Annotated in this window: 12 protein-coding genes and 1 pseudogene; 4 read left to right on the top strand and 9 right to left on the bottom strand. The window is 61.8% G+C overall.

From position 1 onward, the window contains the following. Positions 1 to 200 precede the first annotated feature (200 nt). Complete coding sequence (locus ACMV18_RS00875; RefSeq protein WP_420816321.1) at positions 201 to 1,883, top strand: diguanylate cyclase; 1,683 nt, start codon at positions 201 to 203, stop codon at positions 1,881 to 1,883. A 139-nt stretch (positions 1,884 to 2,022) separates the two neighbouring features. Beyond that, positions 2,023 to 3,474, top strand: a pseudogene (locus ACMV18_RS00870) (flavin-containing monooxygenase); the annotation flags it as partial. A 14-nt stretch (positions 3,475 to 3,488) separates the two neighbouring features. Here the strand turns inward: ACMV18_RS00870 and ACMV18_RS00865 are convergent. The 4 genes from ACMV18_RS00865 to ACMV18_RS00850 form a co-directional block, all read right to left on the bottom strand. Then, the gene (locus ACMV18_RS00865) at positions 3,489 to 3,707 is read right to left on the bottom strand and encodes an oxidoreductase-like domain-containing protein (protein ID WP_420816320.1); all 219 of its coding nucleotides are present in this window, start codon (positions 3,705 to 3,707) and stop codon (positions 3,489 to 3,491) included. Between the two features lie 9 nt (positions 3,708 to 3,716). Beyond that, the gene (locus tag ACMV18_RS00860) at positions 3,717 to 4,874 is read right to left on the bottom strand and encodes an acetylornithine transaminase (protein WP_420816319.1); all 1,158 of its coding nucleotides are present in this window, start codon (positions 4,872 to 4,874) and stop codon (positions 3,717 to 3,719) included. Between the two features lie 243 nt (positions 4,875 to 5,117). After that, positions 5,118 to 6,350 carry an NADH:flavin oxidoreductase/NADH oxidase family protein gene (locus tag ACMV18_RS00855; protein ID WP_420816318.1) on the bottom strand — a complete coding sequence of 411 codons (1,233 nt, stop codon included), beginning with the start codon at positions 6,348 to 6,350 and terminating at the stop codon, positions 5,118 to 5,120. Between the two features lie 78 nt (positions 6,351 to 6,428). Next, positions 6,429 to 7,094: an NAD(P)H-binding protein gene (locus ACMV18_RS00850; RefSeq protein ID WP_420816317.1), complete on the bottom strand. Its 666-nt coding sequence runs from the start codon at positions 7,092 to 7,094 to the stop codon at positions 6,429 to 6,431. A 162-nt stretch (positions 7,095 to 7,256) separates the two neighbouring features. Here ACMV18_RS00850 and ACMV18_RS00845 point away from each other — a divergent pair, with 162 nt between their 5' ends. Next, entirely contained in the window at positions 7,257 to 7,679 is a 423-nt protein-coding gene (locus tag ACMV18_RS00845) for a MerR family transcriptional regulator (RefSeq protein ID WP_420816316.1), read from the top strand. A 7-nt stretch (positions 7,680 to 7,686) separates the two neighbouring features. Here the strand turns inward: ACMV18_RS00845 and ACMV18_RS00840 are convergent, their stop codons facing one another. Both ACMV18_RS00840 and glmS read right to left on the bottom strand, forming a co-directional pair. Beyond that, on the bottom strand, positions 7,687 to 7,917 hold the full coding sequence (locus ACMV18_RS00840) for a VF530 family DNA-binding protein (RefSeq protein WP_420816315.1): 231 nt from the start codon (positions 7,915 to 7,917) through the stop codon (positions 7,687 to 7,689). A 6-nt stretch (positions 7,918 to 7,923) separates the two neighbouring features. Further along, positions 7,924 to 9,804, bottom strand: a complete 1,881-nt coding sequence (gene glmS / locus ACMV18_RS00835) for a glutamine--fructose-6-phosphate transaminase (isomerizing) (RefSeq protein WP_420816314.1) — start codon at positions 9,802 to 9,804, stop codon at positions 7,924 to 7,926. Positions 9,805 to 9,962: 158 nt separating this feature from the next. Between glmS and ACMV18_RS00830 the strand changes: the two genes are divergently transcribed. Further along, entirely contained in the window at positions 9,963 to 10,454 is a 492-nt protein-coding gene (locus tag ACMV18_RS00830) for an Lrp/AsnC family transcriptional regulator (protein WP_420816313.1), read from the top strand. Positions 10,455 to 10,460: 6 nt separating this feature from the next. Here ACMV18_RS00830 and ACMV18_RS00825 read toward each other — a convergent pair whose 3' ends face one another. From ACMV18_RS00825 to ACMV18_RS00815, 3 genes are read right to left on the bottom strand one after another with little or no spacing between them, the layout of a single operon-like run. Continuing rightward, complete coding sequence (locus ACMV18_RS00825; RefSeq protein ID WP_420816312.1) at positions 10,461 to 11,318, bottom strand: J domain-containing protein; 858 nt, start codon at positions 11,316 to 11,318, stop codon at positions 10,461 to 10,463. Positions 11,319 to 11,335: 17 nt separating this feature from the next. Beyond that, positions 11,336 to 12,730: a bifunctional UDP-N-acetylglucosamine diphosphorylase/glucosamine-1-phosphate N-acetyltransferase GlmU gene (gene glmU, locus ACMV18_RS00820; protein WP_420816311.1), complete on the bottom strand. Its 1,395-nt coding sequence runs from the start codon at positions 12,728 to 12,730 to the stop codon at positions 11,336 to 11,338. Between the two features lie 26 nt (positions 12,731 to 12,756). Next, the gene (locus ACMV18_RS00815; RefSeq protein WP_420816310.1) at positions 12,757 to 13,365 is read right to left on the bottom strand and encodes a DUF4136 domain-containing protein; all 609 of its coding nucleotides are present in this window, start codon (positions 13,363 to 13,365) and stop codon (positions 12,757 to 12,759) included. Position 13,366: the final 1 nt, after the last annotated feature.

The following is a 13,366-nucleotide window of genomic DNA, read 5'->3' as shown; positions in this document are numbered from 1 at the left end:
GCTTATTCAACCAGCGGAGAAACGGGTGCCCTTACTGGTTGATATCCCACTTTGGAGGGGGCTTGCAGCGCTCCGCCACCCGACATCAGGCAGAAGGTCGACAAAGCCACGGGAATAGCGGTCATTTCTAACGACTGACGGTCACCAGCGCTTCGTCCCGGCAAGCTAAACTGCGCCGATCTCTCTCTCACCCTTCCCGGATGCTGTCCCTACGCCGCGCCTTTTCCGTTGCCGCCCTGCTTTTGGCATGCATGGTGTCTGGCTTGGCGGCGGCAGCCACAGCATCTCCCGCTGAAGGGGCGCTGCAAAAAGTACGAGTCCAATTGAAGTGGTACCACCAGTTTCAGTTTGCTGGCTTTTACGCCGCGCTGGACCAAGGGTACTTTCGCCGAGCGGGCCTGGATGTTGAACTGATCGAGGGGGGGCCGAATCTCGATCTCGTGCAATCGGTCACGTCCGGCATGGCCGAGTTCGGCATTGGTAATTCGTCGCTGCTGCTGGACTTCAATCGCGGACGCCCAGTGGTGGCGGTTGCAGCCATTTTTCAGCACTCACCGTTCGTGATCCTGGCGCGCCACGACGCCAACCTCCAATCAGTGAAGGATCTGGAAGGCAAGACAGTGATGGGCGAGACCCACTCTGCCGAGTTGACAGCCTACATGGAAAAGGCTGGCGTTGACCTGCGCAAGATTCGCTTTGTGCCCCACACTGGGACGGTGGCAAGCCTGGCTCAAGAAGGCCCCGATCAAATCAGTGCCACCACGGCCTACATCTCGACCGCGCCGTTCGAGGCCGCGCGCCACGGCATTGCATACAAGATCTTCAATCCACGCGACCTGCAGATCGACTTTTATGGCGACACGCTGTTCACGCGGGCGCAGTTTGCCAAGACCCAGCCCGATGTCGTGAAAGCCATGCGCGACGCGCTGACTCAGGGCTGGCGCTACGCGCTCACGCACCAGTCAGAAGTGATTGATCTGATCGTCCGTCAGTACCACCCAAAAATGGATCGCGCCTCTCTGAGTCAGGAAGCGCAATCCATCTACAACCTGCTTCAGTCCGACGTGGTGGACATCGGCTACATGAGCAAAGCCCGTTGGCATGACATCGGAACGGTGTTCGCGGAAACCGGCTTGCTGTCGCCCAACTTCAAGCTCGACGGCTTTTTCATCGAGCAAGAGGCGGCACTGCCTGATTGGGCGCAACAGGCTTTCTGGCTCGGTGGTGTCGCCATCGTGCTGGGTGGTTTGATCACGGCTTACATCCTGTCGCTCAACCGGCGCTTGCATGCCAGCCTGAAGCTGCAGCACATCCAGACACGTGAGCTGGAACGGGTGAACAAGGAGCTGGCCCAACTCTCGACCACCGATCATCTGACACGCCTGTTCAACCGTCGCTACTTTGACGAGACATTGGAATCGGAATTGGCGCGTGCAGGACGCAATGCCACCCCCATCACGCTGCTGATCATCGACGTCGATCACTTCAAGAGTTACAACGACAAGCTGGGGCACCCGGCGGGCGATGCCTGCCTGCAAAAGGTGGCGAACGCCTTGCAACGCAACGTGCGTCGCGCGGGCGAGTTTGTGGCACGCATCGGCGGTGAAGAGTTTGCCGTGGTGACCAGCCTGCCCTCAGCCGATGAGGTGATCGCATTGGCTGAGCGCCTCCGTCAAGAGATCATTGCGCTGGACATTCAACACGCCAGCAGCCCAACGGGGACGGTGACCATCAGCATTGGGGCCACCACCATCATGCAGCACTCTGGCCCGATCAGTGCCAAGGGATTGATTGCACAAGCCGATGCAGCCTTGTATCAGGCCAAGAACCAAGGGCGCAACCGTACCGTCAGCGTCTTGCTGGAATCGCCCGCCAAGACCTGAGTGTTTACGCTGAATTGGGCCACGTTTGGCCCAATTCATAAAACAGACGACCCAAACGGTCATTCACGTCAACGAGGTTCCCCCGCACCATCTTGCGTCCAACTTTGGGCCGGGATCCGTGTGCCGGCCACCTCATTCCATGTCGTCACCCTCTCCACTGCGTTTCATCATCATCGGCACCGGCTTCGCGGGCATGGGCATGGCGATTGCCTTGCGCAAGGCAGGCATTCAGGACTTTGTCATTCTGGAGCGCGCTTCGGACGTGGGCGGCGTCTGGCGGGACAACGCCTATCCGGGGGCGGCCTGTGATGTGCCCTCGCACCTGTACTCGTTCTCGTTTGAACCCAATCCAAACTGGACCCGCGTATTCGCCAGTCAGCGCGAGATTTTTGACTACCTGCGTCACTGCGCCGACAAATACAAGCTGCGCCAGCACATTCAATTCGACAGCGAGGTCGCGGGGGCTGCTTTTGATGACGCCAAACAGTTGTGGCGCGTGCAGTTGAAAGATGGGCGTGAACTGAGCGCGCAGTTCCTCATCACCGGAACCGGACAGCTGAGTCAGCCGGCGATGCCTGCCATCGAGGGCCTGAAGCGCTTTGCAGGCCCCAGTTTCCACTCGGCCCAGTGGGATCACACCGTGTCACTGACAGGCAAGCGCGTGGCGGTGATCGGCACGGGCGCCTCAGCCATTCAGTTTGTGCCAGCCATTGCCAAGCAGGTTGCCAACCTGGATGTGTATCAGCGCTCACCGGCATACATGATGAAGCGCCCTGATCGTCCCTACACGTCGTTGGAGCGCTGGTTGTTTGCCCATGTTCCGGGCGCCATGCGCCTGCACCGTGCCTGGATTTACACGCAATACGAGTACCGGGCGTTGGCCTTTACGCGCTTCAAGGGTTTGATGAAGCTGGCGGTCGGCGTGCCGTTTCAGCGCCTGCTCAAGGCACAGGTCTCTGACCCTGCGCTGCGCCAGCAACTCACACCGGACTATCCGATTGGCTGCAAGCGCATTCTGCTGTCCAGTGAATATCTGGCCACCATGGCGCAACCTCAGGTGCACCTGCACACGCAGGGCATCCAGCGAATCACCCCGGACGGGGTCATGACACGTGATGGCATCGTGCACCCCGCCGACGTGCTGGTCTACGGCACCGGCTTTGAAGCCACCAAGTTCCTGGCCCCCATGCAGATCAAAGGCCGACAGGGGCTGGATTTGAACGAGGCCTGGCGCAATGGCGCGCAGGCCTATCTGGGCCTCACCATGCCGGGCTTCCCGAATTTGTTCATGCTGTACGGGCCCAACACCAACCTGGGTCACAACTCGATTGTTTACATGATCGAGAGCCAGATTGCCCATGTGATGCGCTGCTTGAAAGCGATGGATGCCCAGCAACGCACCACCCTGGAACCCGACCCGGCCGTGCATCAGCACTACAACGCGGACGTGCAGCAACGCCTGCAGCACACGGTGTGGAACGGCTGCAAGAGCTGGTATGTCGACGCCAATGGCCACAACAGCACCAACTGGCCTGGCTTCACGCTCAGCTATCGCTGGCTGACACGCTGGAGCAGCTTGCGGGCGTACAAATTGGGGTGAGTGCGTCAGTCTGCCTTAGGCAGACTGTTGGGTTCGGGTCTGGCTTCCGGATGACGCGCCTGCCAGGCCCGCAGGGCGCGTCGGTACTCGTCCATGGCCATGTCATGCGCGTCAAAGATGCACGGATCACAACCGCTGCCACAGCAGGCATTGAGGTCTGGCGCCTCGGGAGGTTGTGGCATGGGATCGGGATCAGGAAGGTCTGGCGTGCTCATGCCCGCCATTTTCCCGCATCAAAGCGCCGCCATGACTCGCCCCAATATCGCCAAACCTTCCTGCACTTCTTCGGGCGTGCTGTTCAGTCTGGGCATCAGGCGCAAACAATGCGGGCGCGCAGCATTCACCAGCAATCCTTGTTGACGGCATTGCCGCACCACTTCTGGCGCGGTATCAGTGCCCAACTCCAACGCCCAGAGCAAGCCATCTCCGCGCACTTCGCCCAGTCCATGTCGGGCTGACAGATGCATCAGCCCGGATGCCAGCAACCGGCCCATTTCATTCACGTGCGACAGGAATGCAGGCTGACTGACCGTCTGCAACACGGACAGGCTGGCGGCACACATCAAGGGATTGCCAGCGTAGGTCCCGCCCTGATCCCCGGCTTCAAACACGCTGCAATGCTGCTGGGTCAGCACTGCAGAAATGGGCACCCCGCCGCCAAGGCCCTTCCCCAGGGTCACGATGTCGGGCGTCACGCCATAGCGCTGAAACGCAAACATGCTGCCCAATCGACCGCAACCGGTTTGTACCTCATCCAGGATCAACAACAGGCCATGCTCATCGCACAGCTGACGCAGCGCCTGCAAGAACGCAGGCGTGGCAGGACGGACACCCGCTTCGCCTTGCACAGGCTCCAGCATGATGGCCACCGTCCGGTCATGAATCCGCTCACGCACTGATGCCAGGTCATTCAGACGCGCCTTGGCAAAACCAGGCAGGTTGGGCGGAAACAGTTGATCCCACCCGGCTTTGCCGCTGGCGGCCATGGTGCCGAGATTGCGACCGTGAAACGCGTTGTCGAAGGTGATGATTTCAAACGCACCTTGCCGATGAAGTCGGCCCCACTTGCGCGCCAGCTTGATGGCGCATTCGTTGGCCTCGGCGCCCGTACTACCAAAGTACACCTGATGCATGCCACTGAGTTGGCACAGGCGTTCCGCGAGCAGCAGCGACGGCTGGTTGTGCAATGCCGGACTCGGCGTCAGCAGCAAGCCGGACTGAGTGGCCAGCGCTTGCTGAATCTCCTTCGGACAATGCCCCAAAGCATTCACCGCCCAGCCTTGCAACCAATCCAGATAGCGCCGCCCCGCCGCATCCCACAACCACGCCGCCTCGCCGCGCACAAACACCTCGTGGGGGCGTTGCACGATGGGCATGAGTCGATCAAACATGTGCGTGGGTTGTGGCTGAGGCTGCATGGCAGGGTCCTTTCAAAAGTGACGCAGCAAAAACAAAAAAGGCCACAGCGGAAGCTGTGGCCTTTCGGGGAAGAAAACAGTTGGTAAATCGGGTCTAGGTCAACGTTCTCTCATTCCAGGCGCACAGCAGCAAGCCACGGGCTCGTGCAGCTCGTGGGGCTCGCGCAGCAGAAATGAGGGCAAAACGGAAAGACATGTGCCACATGCTACCCGAAGTCAGGCGGTCCGTGCACGCATGGCTCGGCGATAGCGCCAATTGCGCCAGCCCTTGTCCAATTGCTCTGCCAGCAGTGCTTTCCATGGCGCCACATCCGGATTGGTCGGCATCCTGCGACTCAGACGTCGGAACTGATGCTTCACCATCGCCATGTAAGCCACCGATGCCAGCACCTTGTTTTTCAGGGTGATGGGGCGCAAGGCAGGCGCATCGTCTTGCCCGGCCTGCCATGCCTTGGGCAAATCCGGTTGAATCGCCAGCGCCGTGGCCATGCCCACCACATCCACGCCACTGCCGAGCACTTGCATCACAACCGGAAGGCGACGAATCCCTCCCGTGACCATGACAGGCATCTGTGCCACAGCGGCGATGTCTTTCGCAAATTCCAAGAAGTACGCCTCACGCGCCAACGTGCGCCCGTCACGGGTCTGCCCATGCATGGCTGGCACCTCGTAGCTGCCGCCCGAAAGCTCGATCAGATCGATGCCCAAGGGATTGAGCATGGCCACCACCGCCTTGGCATCGTCAGCGCTGAACCCACCCCGTTGGAAATCAGCCGAATTGAGCTTGACGGACACAGCGAACGTCGGTGCGACCGTGGCACGCACCCCCTGCACAATCTCCAACAGCAGACGTACGCGGTTGGCCAGGCTGCCTCCCCACTGATCGGTACGGCGATTGCTCAATGGCGACAGGAACTGGCTGAGCAAATAGCCATGTGCCGCATGAATTTGCACGCCCGTGAAGCCCAATTTTTCAGCCAGTCGTGCAGCGCCGATGAAGCGTGCTTTGACATCCTGAATGTCTTGCTCCGTCATCGCCTTCGGCGGGGCAAATTGCTTCGAAAAGCCCCCCAGGTCCATGGCCACTTCAGAGGGTGCGAGCGTCACTTGCTGCAGCGCCGCAGGCATCTGTCGCCCAGGGTGGTTGATCTGCATCCACACCTGCGCCCCCTGTGCGCGCGCTGCCTGTGCCCAGGCTCGAAAGCGCGGCGCGAACTGTTCAGAATCCAGCACGACGACGCCGGAGTTGGTCATCGCACGGCGGTCCACCATGACGTTGCCCGTGATCAGCAGCCCCGCACCACCTTCGGCCCACGCTCGGTACAACTGGATCAAGGCCTCAGACGGCGCATGGTCGCCATCGGCCATGTTTTCTTCCATCGCGGCCTTGGCCAGACGATTGGGCAGCGTGCTGCCATTCGGCAACGACAACGGGGAAAAGGGGCTCATCACAAGGTCTCCTGGATCATGGAGACCTCAGCATAAGTTTCAAGTTAACTTCAATGTCAAGCCTGCTGCCCCTTTACCTCAGCCCGCAGCCTTCATGTCGAGCATCTCACCCGAAGCAAGCCACTTGACCCCGTGGGCGCGAGGCACCCAATGCGTCAAGGCACGCGCCACAGCCTCGGGCCCAATCGGGCGATAGGCGCTCGGCACCCAGCGCGCCACACCCGGCAGCAGCTTGGCTGAGAGTCGCTCGACCCAGCTTTCAGCACGCCCCTCGTCCCCGCGCGTCCCTAACAACATCGAGGGCCGCGCAATCACCAAAGCATCGAAAGGCAAGGCGCGCAGAGCGGTTTCGATCTCGCCTTTGACCCGGTTGTAAAAGAAGCGGGAAGTGGGCGCCGCATCCACGGCGCTGACCAAGCCCGCCCTTTTGGCGCCAGCAGCCAATGCGGCCTGCGCAGAGACGTACACCGCATCAAAATCAACCGCACGAAAGGCGGCTTCACTTCCGGCCAGACGCATGGTGGTCCCCAAGGCCAAGTACACCTCGTCCACGGCCGGCACCGATGCCACCTTGGAGAAATCCGTCAGGATCGGCATCAGCTTGGGGTGCTCGATCGATGGCGCCCGGCGCCCCAGGGCATACACATGCGACACCGATGCATCCGCCAACAGCTGCGTCAGGATCTGTTTGCCGACGTGCCCAGTGGCACCTGCAATCAAAATGCGCCGAGAGGAACCAGTCATCACTCACCTTTCCAAGATCCACACCAGTCTACCGACCGCCGCCCCTGAGATGTCAAATGTCCGGTGGCACGGTCGGCATGGAAGTTGACTCTCAACCTAGCTTGAAGGTTAAAGTGTGGCGAGGCCACGCCCCGCACACCTCGGCTCAACATGGAGACGCCAATGCGAATCGGAGAACTCGCCAAACGAAGCGGCCTGACGACATCGACCATCCGGTTCTACGAGTCCAAAGGCCTGCTGAATGCAGTCAGCCGTCAAGAAAACGGCTATCGCGCGTACCCGCTGGAAGCCGTGGCCGTGCTGGCCATCATCACCAATGCCCAACAGACCGGTTTCAGTCTGGACGAAATCAAGCAGATCCTGCCCGACGATTTACGCAATTGGCGCCATGACGAATTGATCGCGGCGCTCCGCAAGAAAATCGCCGACATCGAATCGATGGAGGTTCGCCTGGCTCAAAACAAAGCCAATCTGCACAACCTGCTGCACCTGATCGACACCAAGCCGGAGGATGTGGCGTGCCAAGACAACGCGACCCGGGTGCTGGAACAGATGGGCATTGCCATCGGCCAGAAGCCGCGCTGACCGCGCGTCAGCGGCCACGTGCGCGCAACCACGTCTCCACGTACAGCGCTTCAACCTTGGCCCGCGCCCACGGCGTGCGCCGCAGGAACTTCAAGCTCGATGACACGCTGGGGTCATGCGTGAAGCAGCGAATCGGGATCAGGTGCCCCAACTCAGCCCAACCGTAATGGTCGGCCAGACATTCGACCATGTGCTGGAGCGTGGCCCCATGCAGCGGGTTGTCAGGTTGATGATCCACGCCCGCTCACTCCACCGTGACCGACTTGGCCAAATTGCGTGGCTTGTCAACGTCCGTGCCCTTGGCGCACGCCGTGTGATAGGCCAGCAATTGCAGTGGCACCACGTGCAGGATGGCTGACAGGGCGCCATAGTGCTCGGGCATGCGGATGACATGGATGCCTGGTTCGGCCTGGATCTGCGTGTCTGCATCGGCGCACACATACAGCTCGCCGCCGCGTGCGCGCACTTCCTGCATGTTGCTCTTGAGCTTTTCCAGCAGAACGTCGTTGGGCGCCACGGTCACCACGGGCATCTCGGCCGTGACCAGTGCCAGCGGACCGTGCTTGAGTTCGCCTGCCGGATACGCCTCGGCGTGGATGTAGCTGATTTCCTTGAGCTTGAGCGCACCTTCCAGTGCAATCGGGTAGTGCAGGCCACGTCCCAGGAACAAGGCGTTTTCCTTGCGGGCAAAGGCTTCTGCCCAAGCGACCACTTGAGGCTCCAGCGCCAGCACGGCTTGCAAGGCCACGGGCAAGTGACGCATGGCGCTCAGATGTTGAGCCTCTTGTTCGGCGCTCAAATGGCCGCGCAATTTGGCCAAGGTCAGGGTCAACAAGAACAGCCCCGCCAGCTGGGTGGTGAACGCTTTGGTCGACGCCACGCCAATTTCAGCGCCGGCACGTGTCACGTAAGACAACTTGCACTCGCGCACCATGGCCGAGGTCGCCACGTTGCAGATGGTCAGGGTCTGCTCCATGCCCAGGCTACGCGCATGCTTGAGTGCAGCCAGGGTGTCGGCGGTTTCACCCGACTGACTGATGGTGACCACGAGCGTGCGAGGGTCTGGCACGCTGTCGCGATAGCGGTACTCGCTGGCAATTTCCACCTGCGTGGGGATCTTGGCAATGGATTCCAGCCAGTACTTCGCAGCCGAGCCCGAGTAGTAGCTGGTCCCGCAGGCCAGGATCAGCACACGGTCAATCTGCTGAAAGACCGCTTCGGCCCCGTCCCCAAACAGGGTGGGCGTGATGGCCTCGACCCCCTCGAGCGTGTCCGCGATCGCGCGGGGCTGCTCGAAGATTTCCTTTTGCATGTAGTGGCGATACGGCCCCAACTCCACGGCGCCGCTGTGCGCGGTCACCGTGCGCACCGGGCGCTGCTCAGGCTCCACACGCACGTGTTGGCCGTCCGCACTGCGATGCTCAATCCAATGGCGCCCGGGCTGCAGGTCCACCACATCGCCCTCTTCCAGGTACACGATCTGGTCAGTCACGCCGGCCAAGGCCATGGCGTCCGACGCCAAAAAACGTTCGGCGCTGTCCGCCCCGCCCACACCCATGATCAAGGGCGAGCCCTGGCGGGCACCGATCACACGTTGCGGCTCATCTCGGTGGAACACGGCAATCGCATAGGCCCCAGTCAGACGCTGAGTGGCCGCCTTGACCGCCGCAAACAGATCGCCGTCGTACAAGTGATCCACCAGATGCGCAATGACCTCGGTGTCCGTCTGGCTCAGGAACACATAGCCCTTGGCTTGCAGTTCCCGGCGCAGCTCTTCGTGGTTCTCGATGATGCCGTTGTGCACCAGGGCCACACGACCTGGCTTGGTCTGAGCCGCATCGGCACCCGGGCCATGCGAAAAATGAGGGTGCGCGTTGTGCACGGCCGGCGCGCCGTGTGTGGCCCAGCGGGTGTGGGCAATGCCCAGCGTGCTTTGCACGCCTTCGGTCGTCGCCTGGGCGTCCAGCTCCGCCACCCGCTCGGTGCTGCGGGTGCGACGCAATTGCCCGTCTTGCAGCACCGCTACGCCACAGGAGTCGTATCCCCGGTATTCCAGGCGCTTCAGCCCCTCGACCAGAACGGGAACGATGTTGCGCGAACCAACGGCGCCGACGATGCCACACATGCTGCTGTCTCCACAGATATCAAGCGGTAGGTGAGCATCCTAGAACAGCCAGCAAGAATGAACCGTTCATATTGATCGCAAAAATGAATGATTCATTCATCAATCACCCAACACAAACAATGCATTTCAAATTCAAAGGATTGGTGAATAATTCTTTCATGACAACCCCACATGCTACCGAACTGGACGCCATCGACTTGAAGCTGCTGACCCTGCTGCAGCAAGACGCAACATGGTCTCATCAGGCACTGGCCGATCAGGTCCACATCTCGCCAGCCACCTGTCACCGGCGCATCAAACGATTGCGCGACGAAGGCTTCATCGAACGACAGGTGTGCATCCTGTCGCCCCACCGCTTGGCGCAGACCCTAGGATGGGGGCTGACAGCCCTGGTCGAGATCAGCCTGGATGTTCAGACGCAAGAGGTGCTCGACGCGTTCGAGGCCCGCGCGGTGGCCGATGCCGAAGTGCAGCAATGCTGGCGGGTGTCCCCCGGTCCGGATTTCGTGCTGGTGGTGCAAGTGCGGGACATGCCGGCCTATCAGACCCTGGCCCACCGCCTGTTCACGCAAGACGCTCAGGTGCGCAATGTGCGCGCGTTCTTCTCGGTGAAGCGCGCCAAGTTCGGCACGCAGATCCCGATGGCCTGACGGGCCTCAGGGCTTGGCATCGGGTGCCAGTGGGTCCACCAGTTTCGCGTCGGAACGCAAGGACAAGGGCTTGCCATCCAGAGGATGATGCCGGGTGGCCGCCAGACCGTAGCCTCGCATGGCGGGAGGCGCCTCGGCCGGTGCCGCGCGAGCATCCAGAGAAGGCAGCACCTTCAACAGTTCCTCATCCGACATCCGGGACAACTCCTCCACCGTCGGACGATGTGGGGCAGCCCCTGCGAGGCCCTCTCGATCGGGCTGTGCGCTGCCATCGGCCACACGGACACGCTGCGCCGGCTCCACAGGCTGAGGCGGAAACGGCGTCGACATGACCGCATCGTCTCCCTGAGACGCACCAGAGGCCATGGGCGGTGGCCGCATGGCATAGTGATCTGACAGGGCCTGCTCCATTTGGTGCGACGACACCAGGTGCCAGATCAGCGACACGATGGCCATGGTGAGCAGCGCGCTCACGCCACCCACCAAAACAATCACACGCTTGCTGGGCGGCCAGACGGCTTCGGTCGCGACCATTTCTGGCGTGACCCAATCCAGGTCCACACGGGCTGCGCCGGCCTGCGCGCCAGACGCCTCACCCGCATCGGTCGGGACCGCAGCGTCACTGGCAGAGGCTCGCCACGGCATGAGCGTCGCGTCATATTCGCGGCGCAATTGCGGGTCGATCAGCGTTTCATAAGCCGCGTTGAGCGCAGCCATCTGTTCATGCCACTCATCTTGCGGGCCCGTCGGCGCCCCGGACGCTTGGCGATCCGGGTGCAACTTGCCTGCCAACGCCCGATAGGCAGCACGGACGACCTCTGGCGGGGCGTCCTGTGCAACTTTCAGGCGTTCATAGTGGTTCATGCGGCCATATTAGCCGTTCAGCGCTTCACCTTTTGCGGACGCTGCCACCCATTCAGGGAGACTTGTTTGGCTCGCGCCACGGTGAGTTGCCCGGCTGGCGCATCCTTGCTGATCGTGCTGCCGCCACCGATGGTGGCACCGTCGCCCAGGCTGATCGGTGCGATCAGCACGCAGTTGGAGCCCACGTGCACGTCATTGCCAATGACGGTGCGGTGCTTGTTGGCCCCATCGTAGTTGGCCGTGATGCTGCCGGCGCCGTAATTGACGCGCTCGCCCACATCGGCGTCACCCAGGTAGGCCAGGTGGTTGGCCTTGGCGCCATCGGCCAGGGTGGAGTTCTTGACCTCGACAAAGTTGCCGATGTGCACCTCTTTGCCCAGCTTGGCACCAGGGCGCAAGCGCGCGAACGGACCGATCAAGGCCCCCTCGCCCACGCTGGCGCCTTGGGTGTCGCCATCAATGTGGGTAAAGGGATGGATCACCGCGCCACGAGCGATGCTCGCATTGCGAATGACACAGTTGGCGCCAATCTGCACTTCATCGCCCAACGTGACCTGGCCTTCGAACACGCAGTTGACGTCGATGTCCACATCCTGGCCGCACTGCAGGGTGCCACGCAGGTCAAAACGGGCCGGATCAGCCAAACGCACGCCCTGCTCCATCAGGCGTTCTGCCTGCACACGCTGGTACCGGCGCTCCAGGTCAGCCAATTGCGCAGGGCTGTTGACGCCCAGCACCTCCACCTCGTCACGCGGCTGTGCGGCGACCACACTCAGGCCTTCGGCCTGGGCCATGGCCACCACATCGGTCAGGTAGTACTCCCCTTGGGCGTTCCGGTTGTCCAGACGCGCGAGCCATTGCTTCAAGCGCGCCGTGGGTGCCGCCATCATGCCGGTGTACACCTCGTGGATGGCGCGCTGCTCGGGCGTGGCGTCTTTGTGTTCGACGATGCCCAGCACCTTCACGCCCGTTTCATCGCGAACGATGCGGCCATACCCCGTGGGGTCTGCCAGGTTGATGGTCAACAGCGCCAGCTTGTCGCCGCCGCACGCATCGACCAAGGCCTGTGCGGTGCTGGCGTGGATCAGCGGGGTGTCGCCATTGAGGATGAGGGTGATGCCATCGTCTGGCAACACGGGCACCGCTTGCTGCACCGCATGGCCGGTACCCAGTTGGGGCTCCTGCCGCACGAACTGCAAGGGCGCCGAGGAAAAGGCCGCTTTCATGGCGGTCTCGACCATCTCGGCACCATGCCCGGTGATGACCACCTGGCGGCCGGCTTGCAAGGTGGCTGTGGTGCCGATCACATGGGCCAGCATCGGGCGCCCGGCCAGTTTGTGCAGCACCTTGGGGCGAGACGACTTCATGCGGGTGCCTTTGCCCGCGGCCATGATGACGATGGAAAGCGACATGAACTGCCTGTTGGAAGAGGGAGGAATCAGTCCTGGCCCTGACGGACCGGGACGGTGATGGTACGCGGACTCACAGCAGGACCCGGAAAGTCCTTGAGCGCGGCATCAAACAAAGGCGTCAGCAGTTGCACGCTGACGGAACCCAGCCGGTCGTGTGTCGCATGGGTTTCGTACAGGACCTCACCGGTGCGACGGTCACGAATCATCACATCCACCTGCATGTGGACCCAGTTGGGCTCCATCTGCATGCTCATGGACACCCCGCCACCGCCTGTCCCCCAGAAGCCCCCCCAGCCAAATCGGCCAAACGGCCCCCAGAACGGGTCGTACTGCGGACGCGGATCCTGACGGGTTTGAGACCCCAGCTGCACGCTGAATGCGGCCTGCTCCGGCGCTTCGACCAGCTTGAACCCGGCTGCGGTCAACGCCGGCTGCGCAGCCGCCTCCAGTGTGGCCTGCCATTGCGGCTGGCTTTGCTGCGAGGGCAATCGCTCGAACACATAGGTGCCCGGCGCGCGCCCTGCCGGCCAGGCGCCAAAACTGGACACCTGACTGGTGATTGCTTGCGGGCCAGCACAACCGGCCAACCACAGCGCACTCACACACCACAGCACAGCCAGCAGCCAGCGCTTCATG

The organism is Aquabacterium sp. (assembly GCF_048860245.1).
GTDB lineage: Bacteria > Pseudomonadota > Gammaproteobacteria > Burkholderiales > Burkholderiaceae_C > Aquabacterium.
The sequence above is the reverse complement of the archived record's forward strand: the minus strand, read 5'-3'. Positions and strand labels throughout refer to the sequence as shown.

Bases quoted from the DNA above. Each gene is read 5' to 3' on its own strand.
- glmU (WP_420816311.1), bottom strand. From the start codon at position 12,730: ATGTCGCTTTCCATCGTCATCATGGCCGCGGGCAAAGGCACCCGCATG.
- ACMV18_RS00825 (WP_420816312.1), bottom strand. From the start codon at position 11,318: ATGAACCACTATGAACGCCTGAAAGTTGCACAGGACGCCCCGCCAGAG.
- ACMV18_RS00875 (WP_420816321.1), top strand. From the start codon at position 201: ATGCTGTCCCTACGCCGCGCCTTTTCCGTTGCCGCCCTGCTTTTGGCA.
- ACMV18_RS00855 (WP_420816318.1), bottom strand. From the start codon at position 6,350: ATGAGCCCCTTTTCCCCGTTGTCGTTGCCGAATGGCAGCACGCTGCCC.
- ACMV18_RS00860 (WP_420816319.1), bottom strand. From the start codon at position 4,874: ATGTTTGATCGACTCATGCCCATCGTGCAACGCCCCCACGAGGTGTTT.
- glmS (WP_420816314.1), bottom strand. From the start codon at position 9,804: ATGTGTGGCATCGTCGGCGCCGTTGGTTCGCGCAACATCGTTCCCGTT.
- ACMV18_RS00815 (WP_420816310.1), bottom strand. From the start codon at position 13,365: ATGAAGCGCTGGCTGCTGGCTGTGCTGTGGTGTGTGAGTGCGCTGTGG.
- ACMV18_RS00830 (WP_420816313.1), top strand. From the start codon at position 9,963: ATGACAACCCCACATGCTACCGAACTGGACGCCATCGACTTGAAGCTG.
- ACMV18_RS00845 (WP_420816316.1), top strand. From the start codon at position 7,257: ATGCGAATCGGAGAACTCGCCAAACGAAGCGGCCTGACGACATCGACC.
- ACMV18_RS00850 (WP_420816317.1), bottom strand. From the start codon at position 7,094: ATGACTGGTTCCTCTCGGCGCATTTTGATTGCAGGTGCCACTGGGCAC.
- ACMV18_RS00865 (WP_420816320.1), bottom strand. From the start codon at position 3,707: ATGGCGGGCATGAGCACGCCAGACCTTCCTGATCCCGATCCCATGCCA.